Source organism: Lentiprolixibacter aurantiacus (genome assembly GCF_026241225.1).
In the GTDB taxonomy this organism is placed as follows: Bacteria; Bacteroidota; Bacteroidia; order Flavobacteriales; family Flavobacteriaceae; genus Lentiprolixibacter; species Lentiprolixibacter aurantiacus.
The window spans coordinates 17,656-32,587 of record NZ_JAPFQP010000004.1 but is presented as its reverse complement, the minus strand read 5'-3'; the positions used below and the strand labels follow the sequence as shown (position 1 = coordinate 32,587).

General features: G+C 45.4%; 15 protein-coding genes and 1 riboswitch. Of the genes, 8 read left to right on the top strand and 7 right to left on the bottom strand.

Going from position 1 to position 14,932, the window contains the following annotated elements; translation table 11 throughout:
• Positions 1–31: 31 nt before the first annotated feature.
• The 3 genes from OO016_RS11460 to OO016_RS11450 all read right to left on the bottom strand — a co-directional run bounded on the left by OO016_RS11460 (position 32) and on the right by OO016_RS11450 (position 3,037).
• Positions 32–730, bottom strand: coding sequence for an ABC transporter ATP-binding protein (locus OO016_RS11460; RefSeq protein WP_304608117.1), 699 nt, complete (start codon positions 728–730; stop codon positions 32–34).
• Positions 731–853: 123 nt separating this feature from the next.
• Positions 854–1,885 (bottom strand): iron chelate uptake ABC transporter family permease subunit, encoded by a 1,032-nt coding sequence (locus OO016_RS11455; protein ID WP_266013991.1) that lies wholly within the window; start codon positions 1,883–1,885, stop codon positions 854–856.
• Positions 1,886–3,037: an ABC transporter substrate-binding protein gene (locus tag OO016_RS11450; RefSeq protein ID WP_266013988.1), complete on the bottom strand. Its 1,152-nt coding sequence runs from the start codon at positions 3,035–3,037 to the stop codon at positions 1,886–1,888. It lies immediately after the preceding gene.
• Positions 3,038–3,094: 57 nt separating this feature from the next.
• A riboswitch (cobalamin riboswitch) is annotated at positions 3,095–3,325 on the top strand.
• A gap of 60 nt (positions 3,326–3,385) precedes the next feature.
• Here OO016_RS11450 and OO016_RS11445 point away from each other — a divergent pair.
• Complete coding sequence (locus OO016_RS11445) at positions 3,386–5,251, top strand: TonB-dependent receptor plug domain-containing protein (RefSeq protein WP_266013986.1); 1,866 nt, start codon at positions 3,386–3,388, stop codon at positions 5,249–5,251.
• Between the two features lie 34 nt (positions 5,252–5,285).
• Here OO016_RS11445 and OO016_RS11440 read toward each other — a convergent pair whose 3' ends face one another.
• A complete protein-coding gene (locus OO016_RS11440; RefSeq protein ID WP_266013984.1) occupies positions 5,286–6,824 on the bottom strand; it encodes a GFO_1087 family putative carboxy terminal peptidase in 1,539 nt (512 codons plus the stop codon).
• 239 nt (positions 6,825–7,063) lie between these two features.
• Here OO016_RS11440 and OO016_RS11435 point away from each other — a divergent pair, with 239 nt between their 5' ends.
• From OO016_RS11435 to OO016_RS11420, 4 genes are all read left to right on the top strand, one after another.
• The gene (locus OO016_RS11435) at positions 7,064–7,573 is read left to right on the top strand and encodes a GFO_1088 family ECF-type sigma factor (RefSeq protein ID WP_266013982.1); all 510 of its coding nucleotides are present in this window, start codon (positions 7,064–7,066) and stop codon (positions 7,571–7,573) included.
• Positions 7,560–7,979 (top strand): PG0215 family putative anti-sigma factor, encoded by a 420-nt coding sequence (locus OO016_RS11430; RefSeq protein WP_266013979.1) that lies wholly within the window; start codon positions 7,560–7,562, stop codon positions 7,977–7,979. Before OO016_RS11435 ends, OO016_RS11430 begins: the two co-directional genes overlap by 14 nt.
• A 13-nt stretch (positions 7,980–7,992) precedes the next feature.
• Complete coding sequence (locus OO016_RS11425) at positions 7,993–8,538, top strand: GFO_1090 family protein (RefSeq protein WP_266013976.1); 546 nt, start codon at positions 7,993–7,995, stop codon at positions 8,536–8,538.
• Positions 8,539–8,621: 83 nt separating this feature from the next.
• Entirely contained in the window at positions 8,622–9,164 is a 543-nt protein-coding gene (locus tag OO016_RS11420) for a GFO_1091 family lipoprotein (RefSeq protein WP_266013973.1), read from the top strand.
• A gap of 67 nt (positions 9,165–9,231) precedes the next feature.
• Here the strand turns inward: OO016_RS11420 and purB are convergent, their stop codons facing one another.
• Together purB and OO016_RS11410 are read right to left on the bottom strand one after the other, a co-directional pair.
• Positions 9,232–10,575: an adenylosuccinate lyase gene (gene purB / locus OO016_RS11415; RefSeq protein WP_266013970.1), complete on the bottom strand. Its 1,344-nt coding sequence runs from the start codon at positions 10,573–10,575 to the stop codon at positions 9,232–9,234.
• A gap of 234 nt (positions 10,576–10,809) precedes the next feature.
• On the bottom strand, positions 10,810–11,505 hold the full coding sequence (locus OO016_RS11410; protein ID WP_266013967.1) for an SIR2 family NAD-dependent protein deacylase: 696 nt from the start codon (positions 11,503–11,505) through the stop codon (positions 10,810–10,812).
• Between the two features lie 46 nt (positions 11,506–11,551).
• Between OO016_RS11410 and OO016_RS11405 the strand changes: the two genes are divergently transcribed.
• From OO016_RS11405 to OO016_RS11395, 3 genes are read left to right on the top strand one after another with little or no spacing between them, the layout of a single operon-like run.
• A complete protein-coding gene (locus OO016_RS11405) occupies positions 11,552–12,208 on the top strand; it encodes a TrmH family RNA methyltransferase (protein ID WP_266013964.1) in 657 nt (218 codons plus the stop codon).
• Between the two features lie 37 nt (positions 12,209–12,245).
• The gene (locus OO016_RS11400; RefSeq protein ID WP_266013961.1) at positions 12,246–12,773 is read left to right on the top strand and encodes an SRPBCC family protein; all 528 of its coding nucleotides are present in this window, start codon (positions 12,246–12,248) and stop codon (positions 12,771–12,773) included.
• Entirely contained in the window at positions 12,770–13,150 is a 381-nt protein-coding gene (locus tag OO016_RS11395) for a VOC family protein (protein ID WP_369413855.1), read from the top strand. The genes OO016_RS11400 and OO016_RS11395 overlap by 4 nt, the downstream gene beginning before the upstream one ends.
• 22 nt (positions 13,151–13,172) lie before the next feature.
• Here the strand turns inward: OO016_RS11395 and OO016_RS11390 are convergent, their stop codons facing one another.
• Positions 13,173–14,864, bottom strand: a complete 1,692-nt coding sequence (locus OO016_RS11390) for an alpha-amylase family glycosyl hydrolase (RefSeq protein WP_266013958.1) — start codon at positions 14,862–14,864, stop codon at positions 13,173–13,175.
• Positions 14,865–14,932: the final 68 nt, after the last annotated feature.

Sequence of the window (14,932 nt, the reverse complement as noted above, 5' to 3'; positions counted from 1 at the left end):
GCATGTAATTAAGCTGCACTTCCGGAATTAACTACTGTATTTTAAATGTCCCGGTTTTAGCATCAAAGCGGACGAGGTCTGAGGGGAAGAGGGTTTCGAAATTCTTTTGTGAGATTAACTCGCAGGGCTCGCCAAAATAATAGCCTTCCGGGCCAAGGATAAGCATGCGGTCGCACAATTGAATTGCAAGGTCCAGTTCGTGGGTGGTAAAAACAATAATTTTGTTGGAATTATGTGCTACACCTTGCAAGGTCTTCAGGATTTGTGCTTTGTGGTACAGGTCCAGGTGGGTAGTGGGTTCATCAAGCAGCAAGAGGTCTGTATCCTGGGCCAGCGCTCTTCCGATCAGGGCCTTCTGTAATTGTCCGTCGCTCAGCTCAAAACACTTTTTGTTTTTCAGGGGTTCCAGCCCCATAAGTGTGATGACCTCCCTGACTCTTCCGAGATCCACTGCAGACAGGCTGCCTATCCAGTTTGTATAAGGCTGCCTTCCTAAGGCAATGAGCTCCGTTACGGTAATATTCCGGCTGCTCAAAGGTTCAGTTAGCACAACGCCTATTTTCCTGGAAAGTTCCCGAACGGTATTTTCAGAAACAGGTTTTTCATCAAGAAGGATGCTCCCATTAAGCGCCGGTTGTATCCTGCCTAAAGTACGGAGCAGCGTAGATTTCCCGATACCGTTAGCGCCTACAATGGCGGTAAGTTCACCACACTTGATGGTAAAATTCAGGTTTTCGGCTATTACAGTTGATTTTTTCCCTGAACGGTATCCAATAGCTAGTTGTTCGACTTTTAGGCTGATGGTATTACTATTTAATTGGTATACTAACCAGGCTGAAAATTACGTAAAAACTCAGAAGATCATCTTTTTTTTCCGCAGCAATAGCCAGATTACAACAGGGGCCCCAATAACAGAGGTAATGGCATTGATAGGAAGCACATAGGACGAGGACGGCATCTGGGCTAGTGTATCGCAGAGTAGCAGGAGAATGGCCCCGTAGAGCAATACTGCCGGCACCAGTACCTTGTGGTCTGTAGTGTTGAAAATCTGCCTGGTAAGGTGGGGTACTGCCAGTCCCACAAAGGCAATAGGGCCCGCAAAAGCGGTAACCGAACCGGCCAGTAAACCCGTAGCCACAATGATCAGGTAGCGCGACTTGCGGATGGCTACGCCAATACTCTGGGCATAGTTTTCCCCGAGCAAAAGGGCATTCAGGGGTTTTATAGAGAGGATGCTGAGCACTATACCAATCAGGATAACCAGGCCTAGGATCAATAACTGTGTCCAGGAGAGGTTCCCTACACTCCCGAAGGACCAGTAAATATACTGGCGAAGCTGCTCTGCTTCAGTAAAGTAAGAGAGGATAGACACGAGGGCTGCTGTAATGCTCCCGAACATGAGCCCTATGATAAGTAAAGCCATGGTATCTTTAATCCTGCTGGCAACAACGACCACTACCAGTAAAACAAGAAAACTACCCAGGCTGGAAGCCAGAATCAGGGAAAGATCCTGTGTGAGCCCCAGGATTGCTGCTCCTCCCAAAGCAGACATACCCATAATGAGTATGGCTGCCCCCAGGCTGGCTCCTGAGCTTATTCCCAGGACAAAAGGACCTGCCAGCGGATTTCTGAATAAGGTTTGCATCAGCAGGCCACTAAGGGATAAACTGCTCCCGGCCAGTATGGCTGTCAGCGCTTTGGGGATACGGTATTCCCAGATGATGTACTCCCAGGAAGATTCTGAAACAGAGCCACCGAAAATAGCTGATACGGTTTCATCCAGGGGAATGTTAACAGAACCCAGGCTGATGTTCAGCCCAAGGCTCAAAATCAATAACAAACCTAAATAGAGAAATCCGGTGATATAGGTTTTGCTGGGATACACTTATTCAAGAGGCTTAAAAAAGTAGAGCTCCCTTTCGGGCAGCAACTCTGGATGAAAGATAGCGATTAAGTCGAGAAGTACCTCATGGGGCTTAGTGGGTGCCAGTTCGTAGTATAACATGCCACCGGTTGGTCCCTTTGATCGGGCAAAGGTGTATACCTTTTTATCCTTAAATGACCTGAACTGCTCGTAATGCCTGCTTCCCTGTGCCAATTCTGCATAACTGGTGTACTGGGAAGGTGACACCCAGATATCGGCATTCCGCCCCTTTTCCAGCACAGCTTCCACGCTGAGAGAGAGGCTCCCGGTGCCGGGCACATCCTTCCATAGATATTCGGCGCCGGCATCGGCAAGGAATTTGGCTGCCCAGCTCTCACCGGCCGGGAGATACCAGATATCCTTGTAAAGTGCACCGCTAATGGCCGTCGGATTATCAGTGGCCTGCATGGCCAGTTCCTTCGCTTGCTGGTACGCTTTTTCAATTCTGGAGAATTCATCAAGGGCAAGGGCCTCCTTTCCAAAAAAAGGGGCGAAAAACCTGATCCATTCTGCCTTACCCAGAGGTGTATTTTCTGTCCAGTCTCCTACATAGACTGTAGGGATGCCGGACTGCTTAAGGGTCTGATAGGTTTGATTCTCCCCGTTAATGCTAAATCCAAAAACAAGTTCGGGTTGTAGTGCCAGGGTGATTTCGGTATTGATGGCTTCGTTACGGCCAATGTCTGTGATCTGCCCTCCTTCCACACGTTTTCGGGTGTATGGAGAGGAGATGTAGCGGGTATCGGGAAACCCCACCATTTTATCAGCAACGCCAAGGGATTCCAGGGCCGGTATATGGGTGGTAGAAGTTGCTACCATGCTTTTTACGGGCACCGGGATAATAGCATCGTAGGCATAACCGTCCAGGCTTACAGTTGGCAGCAATTCCCTTGGAACCAGCGCATAGACCAATTCCCTGTCGGCATCAGGCCAGGGGGAATTGACCTTTAAGAGGGTAATTCCCGATGATGATTGCTCTATGGAAAACCCTTTCGCATATGTTACCCCCTTTGTCTCCATGCTATGCGATTGGGCCGGATTTCCCGCTTGCTCTTTGCATGAAATGGCAAGCAGCAGTATGATTATCAGGAAGGGTTTCAAATTGATCTCCATTGGCTGACTTCAAAAATACTCCAAATTTTCCACCAGCATGGCGTCATTTTTTCATTACTTTGTTTCCGGATTTACGGTGCCTAAACCTTTTATATGGGTTGGGCTTAAAATGGGAATTCAGTGCTGGAATCGAACAATTACCTCCAAAAGCTGAAACTGTACCCGCAACTGTGAGCTTCGTCACTATATCCAGTGATGCTTGCGGCATCTTCATACCACTGTTCATCTGAACGGGAAGGGCGCCGGCAAGACGCAAGTCAGGAGACCTGCCGTGATTCCCAGGATTCCTTCTCTCGGGATAAGAAAAGGTATTCCTAATTAATACGATCAATCTAATCCGTAGTGCATATGGGATCCAGATTTCTGGGGGTAACTGCCGCAATATTGGTATCTGTCTTTGCTCAGGCACAGCAAAAGGCCGATAGCCTTGATATACAGGAACTGGAAGAAGTCGTAGTCAGCGATTCCCGTTTTAAATTAAATCGTTCCTTTTCGGGAAAAACGATCATTAGCATTGGGCCTGATGATTTGGAGCGCTACAGGGGGGTGGCTGTGCCTGTGCTGCTCAATCAATTCAGCGGGATTGAAATAGGGGGTAGCCGAAGCAGACAGGGTGAGGTATTAGGCGTTTATGCGCGTGGAGGCCGTGGCCGACAGGTCCTGGTGCTGCTGGATGGCGTGCGAATCTCCGACCCCTCTTCATTTTCACAGGAATACGACCTCAGATTATTGTCTACCCTGGACATAGAGTCCATTGAAGTTATCAAAGGGGCGGCAAGCAGCCTTTACGGAACCAATGCGGTTAGCGCAGTCATTAATATCATAACCAGGAAAGGTTCTTCGGAAAGGTTATCCGGTGAGTTCCTTTCCAGAGTCGGGACTAACCAATCGGCCATGGAGCAAAATTACCAGTTGGGCAGTTTTACCCATTCGGCCAGGGCCAGCGGAACAATCCATAAATTGACTTATGCTGTTGGGATTACCCACGACTATGCCGATGGTTTGTCGTCCTTGTCAACCGAAACCAATGAAGAGGATCCTTTCTCCAGGGCCGTCAGCCAGGTTCGACTGGGTTATGAATTCAATGCAGGTCTTTCAATGCAGGTATATGCCCAGGAAAGTCGTTTACGCAATGATTATGACGAATCCTTTGGTTTAATTGATGCTCCTTATCGTTTTGTAAGCCGACAGCAAAGAGCAGGAATCATGGCCGATTATCGTTATAAAGTGGGAAGCCTGCACTTCAATTCGGCTTACACCGAATACGATTCCGAGAATTTCAGTGCATTTCCATCCGTTTTCAAAGGCGATAACCTGATTGCGGATCTTTACAACCGCTATACTTTCGGAGAGCATTTATATACTGTGATAGGGTTGAATTACAGCAAGGACCGCACCTTTCTGGCAAACAGGGCAGAATTTACACAGGCAGATCCCTATTTAAATCTGGTTTTTGTTTCTCAGAATGGATTTAACCTTAATACCGGTACGCGCTTAAATATACATTCTGAGTATGGAAACCACTGGGTCTACAGCCTAAACCCTTCTTACGTATACCGGATGGGAAAAGGGTACCTGAAAGGTTTTTCTTCCTACAGCACTTCATTTTTGACTCCCTCCCTTACCCAGTTGTTTGGGGAGTTTGGTGCCAATCCAGAACTGGAACCCGAAACCAACAGGACCTTCGAAATAGGGGCAGAAGTTGCCCTGGCAGGTAAGTTCAGAGGCAGTTTGTTGTATTTTGACCGAAAAGAAGAAAATGCGGTAGTTTTCAACAACAGCACTTTCCGGTTTTTCAATGCAGATGCGACTATAGATGTTTCCGGAGTGGAGGTTGAAGGCAAATGGGCATACAGTGATAATCTGGAAATCAACGCTAATTACACCTTTACAGAACGAAAGGGTGACAATGCCATACGTATTCCACGGCATAAACTGAACCTGAGCTTGGGTTATGAACTAAATCCGCGCCTGTATGCCAGTTTTAGCTACACCTTTACAGGTGAACGTGAGGATACAGACTTCAACACCTTTACGGATGTTTCACTGGACCGGTTTTCCCTGTATGGGTTATATATTTCGTATAGGCTGATCCCCAATCGTTTAAAAATGTTTTTCGAAGGTGAAAATTTGGGTAACGCCCAATTTGAGGAAGTCTTTGGCTTTAACACCCGAGGACGGAACCTGGCCTTTGGTTTTCAGTTATCCCTATAAAAAAAGCCCCTGCAGGAGGGGCCTTTTTTAAAATCTATTCTGGAATAAAATCCAGTTTAATGGGTTTGTCGAGATACATATTGTCTTTAAGCGTAGTAAACATCTTGGAGTTGGTAATTTCTTTCACGGGGATGTCCACCGTAAAGTCGCGCCTTCCGCTCATACCAGTTATTTCCTGAATGGCTCTGGCCAGCAATGGCTCGTTAACGTCACCGAGTATGCCCATGTTTTGGGCGTTTTCAAACAGCTGAATATCAGGTTCCAAACCATTTGGAGCACTGAATCCGACAGAATTCGCGGTTACACCCACTATAGCCTGCATACCCCAGAGGTTATTCGGGTTGATCTGGTTTTCCCTTGATGGAGAATAGATGTATGGAGCACCTTCACGATCAGGGTCGTCTACAAGGGTAAGTGAAAACTCGATCTTTCCCCTGGTGGTAGAACCAATCTGAACTACATCCATATAGGGAGCCAGGCCGTTGATCACAAGCTCACTGGCAGAGGCACTCGACCGGGTGGTTAAAACATAAACCCTGTTCAGGTTTAGAGTGTTCAGTGGAGTTCCCGCCCTTGGGGTTTGATTTAAGAATGTATCCTCCAGTTGCGCAGGATCAAAAATAGCCTGTAATTTGGGGTTATATTCTTGTCTCCACAGTACCAGGTTGGTATTATCAGTGCCGTAGATCATACTGCTTAATAATTGGGCGGTTCTTACTGAGCCGCCAGGATTATATCGCAGATCGAGCACTAATTCTGTAGCTCCCTGACTTACCAATTCTCCAAATGCACTGTTAAGTTCCTCGTCATAATCAGCAATAATATTACCTGCATCATCTCTGGCAACATCTGTAAAACCGTTGTACATCAGATAACCAATCTTAGTCCCCATGACGTCTAAAGTAGTTGTAATGTAGACCGGATTTTCCAAAAGTCCCTCTTCTTTGGTCAGGGTTACTTCTTTACCGTTTGGGGTTAGAGTACCACCATCAATATCGGCCATATTCAAGGTGTAGGTGGCATTTTCACCAAACAGCAAATCCTGATAATTGGCTCCATTAAGTTCCTGCCCGTCGACACCGGTAAAAATCTCACCTCTGGAGATATCGACAGTTGCGGCATTAGAACCATTGACAATATAACGTACTATCCCATAGATTATCTCGTCGTTATCCAGTAGATCGTTGTCGTTCGAATCGATATAGGTGAGGCTAAATTCCAGTCCATTACTTCGCGAAATCCCATCTAAGCCACGGACAAGATCTTTAAAATCCTCCCGATAAAAGGTAAAACGATCACCGGAAAAGCGAAGTTTGTTTTCAAAAAAAGCTGCGGGGTCACTTTCAGAGCCCAGGAATTCCGTGTATTCCTGATCTGAACTAAAACGGTCGTCGGCCAGGTTGGGAACTTCAGCCTGCCAGTAATACCAAAGGTTCAGGGATTGCCACATAAAATGCTGCGTATCCAGGTCGGCATTCCCTACCGGGTCAGGGCCATTGTCATCATCATTATTCTTACTGCATCCTAAAGCCAGCAATCCAACGGTTAAGAGGAGAAAAATGTACTTTTTCATTCAAGCTATTTTTTTATTTTCTTTAATATAACAACTCAGCAGCAAAAAACACTACCCATTTTTACTACCTTTATTTTGGACGCTAAATATCAGGAATATGCTGAAAATAAAGCGTTAAGAACAACCTAAAATACTTACTTCAAAAAGAAAAAAAAATTTTCTGTAACAAATTTCGGTGTACTTCGTCTTCCTTGTGTAATGCATCATAAATGATTACAGCAGCAATACAACAACCAACAATGACACAATCAGAGTTTCTAAATGTGGTCATGCCTTTTAAGGATAAACTGTACCGCCTGGCAAAGAGACTGCTCGTCTCCTCGGAGGAAGCAGAGGATGCCACTCAGGAGATTTTGATGAAACTGTGGAGCAATAATAAATCCATAGGGAAGTATAAGAATGTAGAGGCGTTTGCCATGACCATGACCAAAAACTTTTGCCTGGACCGCTTAAAGTCTAAACAGTCCAGCAATTTAAAACTGGTCCACAGCAATTATCACGATGGTGCCACCTCTTTACAAAGGCAGGTTGAAGCCAAAGATAGCGTAAGCTGGGTAGAAAGGATCATGGAAGATTTGCCCGAACAACAAAAAATGGTATTGCAATTGCGGGATGTTGAGGAATACGACTATGATGAAATTGCAAAATTACTGGAAATGAAGCCCACAGCAGTTCGGGTAACCTTATCCAGAGCAAGAAAAGCAGTAAGAGAAAAATTATTAGAAAAGCATCGTTATGGAATCGGTTAACATAGAAAAATTACTGGAGAAATATTTTGAGGCCACAACCACGGCGGCCGAAGAGAAACAGTTGAAGGAGTATTTTACCCAGGGGGATGTTGCCCCGCATCTGGAACAGTACGCCCCGATGTTCTCCTACTTCTCCGTAGCCAAGGAAGAGCGTTCAACGCGGCAGGTATCCCTAAAAACCAGAAGATACATCTATCAGTGGGTTTCTGTTGCCGCAGTAGCCGTAATTGCCTTGGGCGTGTTCTTCGGTAGAGACTACCAGGAACAAAAAGAAGCAGAATTTGCCTACCTGGAAACCAGGAAAGCATTGACCCTGCTGGCCGCAAATTTGGACCGTGGAACCGAGAAAGTGGCCTATTTAAATGAATTTGAAGAAGCAAAACAAAAAATTTACAAAAACAATTAAAAAGCGATCAGTGATGAAAAAATTATTATTAATTGCCTTTATGGCCGTACTCCCATTAACCGGATTTTCACAATCCATCTTCGATAAGTTCGAAGACCTGGATGCAGTAACTTCGGTTGTCATTAACAAGAACATGTTTAACCTGCTGGTTAAGATGGATGTTGATGTAGATGATCCGGAAGCACGGGAATTCATGGATATTGCACAGAGTCTGAGTGGTCTCAAAGTATTTGTCACCGAAGACAGTGCCATCTCTGCCGATATGAAAACAACGGTAGACAAATACCTGAGATCTAACTCTCTGGAGGAGTTGATGCGGGTTAAGGACAAGGATGCCAATGTTAAGTTCTATATTAAGAATGGCAAGGATGAAGACCATGTAAGCGAACTGCTCATGTTCGTAACCGGAATGAGCAACGCGGATGTTGAAATCAACGACCGCAAGATTGAAACGGTTCTGTTAACCCTTACGGGGGACATAGACCTTACCAAGATTGGTTCTCTTACCAAGAAGATGGATCTGCCCGAAGAACTGAATAAGGCAGAGAAGAAGAATTAAATCAATCAAAATAAATTTTCCCATGGGCGACGGTAATCTACACCGTCGCTCCAGGGAAAAAATCATCCATAAACCAACAGAAGATGAAAAGAAATATTATTTCCGCTCTTGTATTACTCGCGGTAATGCTGGTAGCAGCCTGCAATTCAACCCAAAGTTTACAGGAGTACTACATCGATAATTCGGAGAACCCGAATTTTATATCCCTGGATGTACCTACCAGTATTCTTAACCTGGAAGAATCCGATCTTGATGAGACCCAGAAGGAGGCTTATCAGTCCCTCAGAAAACTTAATTTGCTGGCCTTTAAAAAGACCAGTACCAATGAAGCGGAATACACTGCTGAAAAAGCCAAGGTATCTGCCATCCTGAAGGATAAAAATTATAAAGAGCTGATGAAGCTTAATTCCGAATTTGGAAAAGGTGTGATCAAGTACCTGGGTGAGGACGATGCCATTGATGAGGTTGTGATCTACGGAAGCAGTGACGATAAAGGCTTTGCCCTTATCCGAGTACTCGGAAACGATATGAATCCTGCACACCTGATGCAATTAATGCAGGCCATTCAAAGTGCGGATTACGACGAGGACGCCCTGGGAGATATAGGGAAGTTCCTGAAAGGATAAACATCAATCAAAAACCAACCAGGAAATCCCATTGCCAGAACGGTAGTGGGATTTTTTTTTGGCCTGATCAGATACCTGTATAATTCTGGGGACTAATGGCCAGCATCTCCTTTTTAACCGTGTCATCAATATCCAGGGAATTGATGAATTCTGCCAGGGTATCCCTGGTAATTTGGGTGTTTTTACGGGTAAGGCCTTTTAAGGCTTCATAAGGGTTGGGATATCCTTCCCTCCTGAGGATAGTCTGCAGGGCTTCGGCTACCACAGCCCAGTTTTGGTCAAGGTCCGACTGTATCTTATCCTCATTTAACAGCAATTTGTTAAGGCCGGTCAGTGTTGCTTTTAACCCAATCAGCGTATGTGCAAAGGGGACCCCAATATTCCTAAGGACCGTACTGTCCGTAAGGTCGCGCTGCAATCGGGATACCGGTAGCTTGGAAGAAAGGTGTTCAAAAAGGGCATTGGCCATACCCAGGTTCCCTTCCGAGTTTTCAAAGTCAATTGGATTTACTTTATGTGGCATGGCCGAAGAACCCACTTCCCCTTCTTTTATCCTTTGCTTGAAGTAGTCCATGGAAATATAGGTCCAGAAATCACGGTCAAGGTCTATCAATATGGTATTGATACGCTTTAAATTATCAAAAAGTGCAGCCATATGGTCGTAATGTTCAATCTGGGTAGTGGGAAAGGAGTGGTGCAATCCCAGTTTTTCCTGAACGAATTGTTTTCCAAAAGCCTTCCAGTCTATCTCGGGGTAAGCTACCTGATGTGCATTGTAATTCCCCGTTGCACCGCCGAATTTAGCAGCACTTGGGATATCATTAAGGAGGTTGAACTGCTCTTTCAGGCGGACCACAAAGACACTGATTTCCTTACCCAGCCTGGTAGGTGAGGCTGGTTGTCCATGGGTTCGCGCAAGCATTGGGATATTTTCCCATGTTTTGCTCAGCTCCTCCAGTTTTGCAACCACCTTGTTGTACACCGGTACATATACCTCATTCATTCCTTCCTTCAGGGAATACGGTATAGCAGTGTTGTTGATATCCTGGGATGTAAGTCCAAAATGTACAAATTCTTTAAAGGCCTGAAGCCCCATTTCGTCCATTTTTTCCTTGATGAAATATTCAACAGCCTTTACATCGTGATTGGTAACTTTTTCTATTTCCTTAATGGCCTGGGCCTCTTCCTCCCCAAAATTGAGATATAGCTCCCTTAGCTGGTGAAAATCGTTAGGGTCGAAATCCGCAAGCTGGGGCAGTGGAATCTCACAAAGTGCAATGAAATACTCAACCTCCACCAGGATACGGTACTTGATCAGCGCAGCTTCGGAAAAAAAAGGAGCCAGTGTTTCGGTCTTGCCGCGATACCGGCCGTCAACAGGAGAAATCGCATTCAGTTTGGACAATGACATGGGAGCCGTAATTTGGTTAGCAAAATAAAAGGCAAAGATACTTATTTCCGGCAGCTTTTCAGGCGCTTAATACCAGATACGCCTTTGAAAAGTATTGACCTAATTTTTACATCTCTTTCCCGGTCCTAGCCTGATAGGCAATACTGAGTACAGGCAGGACATGGAAAAGGCCTGAGCGGCCACTTTGGGTTCGCTGATCAGCCAGTCATATCTGTAAAGGATTTGGAAGAAAATCTAGATTGCTGCACCAATTAGATCAGCAACAAGAGCAGGGACACCGGAAGCTGCCGTTTGAGTAATAACATTAAGGTTAGGTAAATCTCCGCTTCCCAAGGTAGGCCTGGGATCTACCAAATAGATCGGTATTCCGGGGTTGGCATAATGGATTAGGCTGGCTGCAGGATAAACCTGAAGACTCGTACCGATTATTAATAGGATATCTGCCGTCTGTGTAATATTCGCAGCCACTGGCAGTAAGGGAACTTCTTCTCCGAACCATACAATATGAGGCCTGAGTTGATGGCCTTCCGGACAAGTGGAGCCCATTATAAGATCTGTTTTCCAGTCCATTATGAGCTCCGGGTTGCCTGTGCTGCGGACCTTGAACAATTCCCCGTGCAGGTGTATGACCCTGCTACTGCCCGCTCGCTCATGCAGGTCGTCTATATTCTGGGTGACAATGGTTACATCGTAATGCTTTTCCAACAGGGCCAGCGCTTTATGACCCTCATTGGGATGTGCAGACAACAGTTGTCTCCTTCGCTGGTTATAGAACTCCAGAACCAGATTGGGGTTTCTGGCAAAACCTTGTGGAGAAGCTACTTCCATAACATCGTGCCCCTCCCAAAGACCATCCTCATCCCTAAAGGTTTTCAAACCGCTGTCGGCACTCATTCCCGCACCGGTTAGTATTACGATCTTCCTTTCCATAGTAAGCTGTTCTCCCTTAAAGGTACGTTTTTATTATCTTCGATATATGTCAGATCAGGAACTTCTGAAATACCTTGAAACCTTAATAACTCCGGAGAGGAGGCAGCGATTTATCGACATCCTGGAACTGCGTACACGATACATCACAGTTGCCGTTGAAGATGTGTTTCAGATGCATAACAGCAGCGCGGTTATTCGCAGTTGCGAGGTATTTGGAATACAGGACAGCCACCTTATCGAAGCCCGTTTTGGCAAAAGGCTGGATAAAAATATCGCACTGGGGGCGCAGCAATGGGTTGATAACTACTCCTACACCGATAGTCCCAGCTGTATTCAGGAGCTAAGGCAAAGAGGTTATCGCATTGTGGCTACCACCCCGCATTGCGAATCCTGTCTGCTGGACGATTATGAAATCCAGGAACCAATAGCCCTGTTTTTCGGAACTGAGAAGGAAGGCCTGAGCAAGCTGGTCCTGGATGAAGCCGATGACTTTATTAAAATTCCTATGGTAGGGTTTACAGAAAGCCTTAATATTTCTGTTGCGGCCGCCATAGTACTGCAAAACCTGACCTCAAAACTTCGGAGTTCTGAACTTCCCTGGAAACTGACAGAAGAAGAAAAATTTGTAAAACGACTAGACTGGACCAAGAAATCCATTAAGCATGTGGAGGAGATTATTGATCGCTACCAGAGGAGTTTTTAAAATTCGTATCTTTAAGTAAACCAATCAATTAAACATTATGGAAACCTTTCTCTACATCCTTTTAGGATTAGTGGTTGCTATCATCTTTTTAGCCACAATTGCCCCAAAAACGTATGACGTTTACCGCTCTATTGAGATATCCAAACCTAAGGCTGAGGTTTTTGAATATTTGAAATACCTTGATAAACAACGTGAATGGTCGCCCTGGGAAAAGCGCGACCCCAATATGGAGCACAGGTTTACAGGTACAGACGGAACTGTAGGGGCCATTAGTTATTGGAATGGCAACAAGGAGGTTGGAGAAGGAGAGCAGGAGATTACTAAGATTGAAGAGGGTAAACGAATTGAAACAGAATTGCGATTTATAAAGCCCTGGAAGTCACAGTCTGATTGTTACCTCGAAGTGAATGAGGTCACGAAGGATAATACTAAGGTAACCTGGGGGTTTAATGGTCAGAATAAGTTCCCCATGAGCCTGATGATGCTTTTTATGAGCATGGATAAGATGATCGGAAAGGATTTCGAGGAAGGCCTGGCAAACTTAAAAACAAGACTGGAAGGATGATGGAACACAATATGATAGGGTGGGTTGAAATACCCGTCACGGATATGGACAGGGCAAAGAATTTCTACGAGGCCGTCTTCAATATTACGATATCGATACACGACCTTGGAGGATTTATAATGGGATGGTTTCCCTATGAAGAAGGAGTGAAAGGCATTTCAGGATCACTGGTCAAGCACGAGATGTATCAACCCAGTGACCACGCAGGCGCTCTTATTTACTTTAGTTGTAGAGACGTGGCTGAAGAAGCCCGTAGGGTAATGGATGCCGGCGGTGAGGTATTACGCGAAAAAACGGCCATCGGCGAGGGTCATGGCTATATGGCCCTTATCAAGGATTCCGAAGGCAATCGCATAGGTTTGCATTCACAATCCTAACCTTAACTGTAACATTTTTGGATTACTCTGCAAGCTCCAGTAGGGCCGTATCATAATTATTTTCCAGGGTCACAACCCCGTCTACAACTTCTACCACGGAACCGGAATAGGCGTCGTGCAAGCTGGTCCCATTTCCAAAGAAGCCTTTTACCCTCAGTGTTTTTTTGCCTTTTGGCAGGTCAAGCCCAACCACCACTTTATCGCGGTATTCACCATCCATGTACGACCTGCTAAAAACATAGGGAGCTCGGGTAAGACGTTTATGCCTTCCTGCTCCAACGGCGGGATGATCACGCCTGAATTTCCCCAGTTTTTGCCAATGGGTGAGCAGTTCCTTGGTCTGTTGGAGACTATCAATCTCCTGCCAGTTCATAAAGGAACGGAGTGTGGCATCCCCTTCTGCCCCTTCAATGGTGAGGCTGCGGCCAGACTCGTCTCCGTAATAGATTTGTGAGGCTCCTGGTGCCAGTAAAAGTATATTGGCGGCATAATACCCGTTTTTGCGTTCCTTGTCAAAGGGAGCCCCATCATCATGAGAGGTGAGGTAGTTGAGTGTGCCTAATCCTTTGAGTTGGGTCCGCAGTAAGCGGTTATATTTCCTGAAGGTTGCTTCGTATCCTTTGGTAGCGTCTGTTTTCAGGTCAAAATTGATAAGGCTTTTAAATCCGTGATTGTAGTAATCCACTTTTTTATCACCAAAATCAAATTCACGTCCCTGGGAAATCCCATAATTATATACTTCCCCTACCATGAAAAAGGGATTGTTATCCAGAACCTTGGCGGGATTTTTTTTCTTCCAGTTTTCGAAAGCATAGGAAGCCTCTTTGTACAATTCTGCCCAGGCATTTTCGTCTGCGTGTTTTACAGTATCTACCCGAAAGCCGTCTATCCCCAGATCATTGACATAATCTGTGAGCCATTTGATTATATAGAACCTTGGGGCCCTGGGGTAACCGGTCCGTTCAAAAAACAATTGCAATTCATCCAGTTCGTTACTCAACCTTCCTTCCTGCTTCCATTTAGCCAGAAGGGCATCGGGCAATTTAACATTGTCATTTCTTTCTGTGTAGATGTCAGGCAAGTTATCTACCAGTGTACAGCTAGTGGTGTTTTCGTAAGTGGTGAATTCACATGTGGGACTGGTACGCACCCAGTCTTCAGGCCAAACAGGATCTTTTTCGGTTACGGGCCCCGTATGATTAACCACCACATCCATCAAAATGCGAATGCCTGCGTCATGTGCTGTTTTTACCAGCTTCTCCAGGTCTTTCCTGCTTCCGAAGTTAGGATCTAGCCTGGTCCAGTCCTTGGCCCAGTACCCGTGGTAGGCGTAGGTGTTGCCAGTGCCTTCATCCGTGTCTCCGTGTACCTGTTCTACAACTGGCGTAAACCATATTGCATTTACTCCTAAATCTGTAAAGTACCCTTCCTGTATTTTTTCTGTGATGCCCGCAAGGTCGCCACCCATAAACCCACGCAAAGTACCGGTGGGATTCGTTCTATCATAATTCAGGTCGTTTTCAGGATTACCGTTATTGAATCGATCTGTTAAAAGGAAATATACATTGGCACCTTCCCATAGGAAAGGCACTTCTTTTCTGGCTACTGAGAGGCTGTCAATTGCTTTTTCAGTTTCGGCCTGGGGCTTTTGCCGATCTGTTTTGCAGTTCAGGAAAAGAGTGCAAATTGCTAGTGCAATGAGCAGGTTTTTCATATTTATGGTTTTGAGTAAAGCTATAAAATGATTGTTGAAATCTAAAATAATATTGCAGCGTTCATTTC

What these genes read in the sequence shown, in the direction of transcription:
- OO016_RS11450 (WP_266013988.1), bottom strand. Translation starts at nt 3,037, where the DNA reads ATGGAGATCAATTTGAAACCCTTCCTGATAATCATACTGCTGCTTGCC.
- OO016_RS11445 (WP_266013986.1), top strand. Translation starts at nt 3,386, where the DNA reads ATGGGATCCAGATTTCTGGGGGTAACTGCCGCAATATTGGTATCTGTC.
- OO016_RS11440 (WP_266013984.1), bottom strand. Translation starts at nt 6,824, where the DNA reads ATGAAAAAGTACATTTTTCTCCTCTTAACCGTTGGATTGCTGGCTTTA.
- OO016_RS11435 (WP_266013982.1), top strand. Translation starts at nt 7,064, where the DNA reads ATGACACAATCAGAGTTTCTAAATGTGGTCATGCCTTTTAAGGATAAA.
- OO016_RS11430 (WP_266013979.1), top strand. Translation starts at nt 7,560, where the DNA reads ATGGAATCGGTTAACATAGAAAAATTACTGGAGAAATATTTTGAGGCC.
- OO016_RS11425 (WP_266013976.1), top strand. Translation starts at nt 7,993, where the DNA reads ATGAAAAAATTATTATTAATTGCCTTTATGGCCGTACTCCCATTAACC.
- OO016_RS11420 (WP_266013973.1), top strand. Translation starts at nt 8,622, where the DNA reads ATGAAAAGAAATATTATTTCCGCTCTTGTATTACTCGCGGTAATGCTG.
- purB (WP_266013970.1), bottom strand. Translation starts at nt 10,575, where the DNA reads ATGTCATTGTCCAAACTGAATGCGATTTCTCCTGTTGACGGCCGGTAT.
- OO016_RS11410 (WP_266013967.1), bottom strand. Translation starts at nt 11,505, where the DNA reads ATGGAAAGGAAGATCGTAATACTAACCGGTGCGGGAATGAGTGCCGAC.
- OO016_RS11405 (WP_266013964.1), top strand. Translation starts at nt 11,552, where the DNA reads ATGTCAGATCAGGAACTTCTGAAATACCTTGAAACCTTAATAACTCCG.
- OO016_RS11400 (WP_266013961.1), top strand. Translation starts at nt 12,246, where the DNA reads ATGGAAACCTTTCTCTACATCCTTTTAGGATTAGTGGTTGCTATCATC.
- OO016_RS11395 (WP_369413855.1), top strand. Translation starts at nt 12,770, where the DNA reads ATGATGGAACACAATATGATAGGGTGGGTTGAAATACCCGTCACGGAT.
- OO016_RS11390 (WP_266013958.1), bottom strand. Translation starts at nt 14,864, where the DNA reads ATGAAAAACCTGCTCATTGCACTAGCAATTTGCACTCTTTTCCTGAAC.